Source organism: Achromobacter sp. SIMBA_011 (genome assembly GCF_046535435.1).
GTDB lineage: Bacteria > Pseudomonadota > Gammaproteobacteria > Burkholderiales > Burkholderiaceae_B > Achromobacter > Achromobacter dolens.
Window position 1 is genome coordinate 1 of sequence record NZ_JAWRWN010001209.1, and the last position, 236, is coordinate 236.

Here is a 236-nt window from a genome sequence, read left to right on the forward strand (position 1 = left end):
GCGGTTACACCCTTGCGATCAGCGGCCTTGGACGCATCGACCCAACCGCACAGCAAATGCGATTCGCGCGCGAATTCGTGCCGATGTTCCTCAAGCGCTGGCGCAGCCTGCGTCCGGGCGGGCTGGAGGGTATCCGTGGCGGCCATGAAACGTTGAAACATTGGCGGCTCGATGCGCCGACGCCGATGGAACGAGTTCGCATTCTCGATCCGAAACCGAATGCCGCCGCCATCCAG

The 236-nt window shown here is 63.1% G+C and carries 1 pseudogene; it reads left to right on the forward strand.

Features of this window, described 5'->3' with window-relative positions:
- Positions 1-236, forward strand: a pseudogene (locus SB816_RS34895) (D-amino-acid oxidase); the annotation flags it as partial.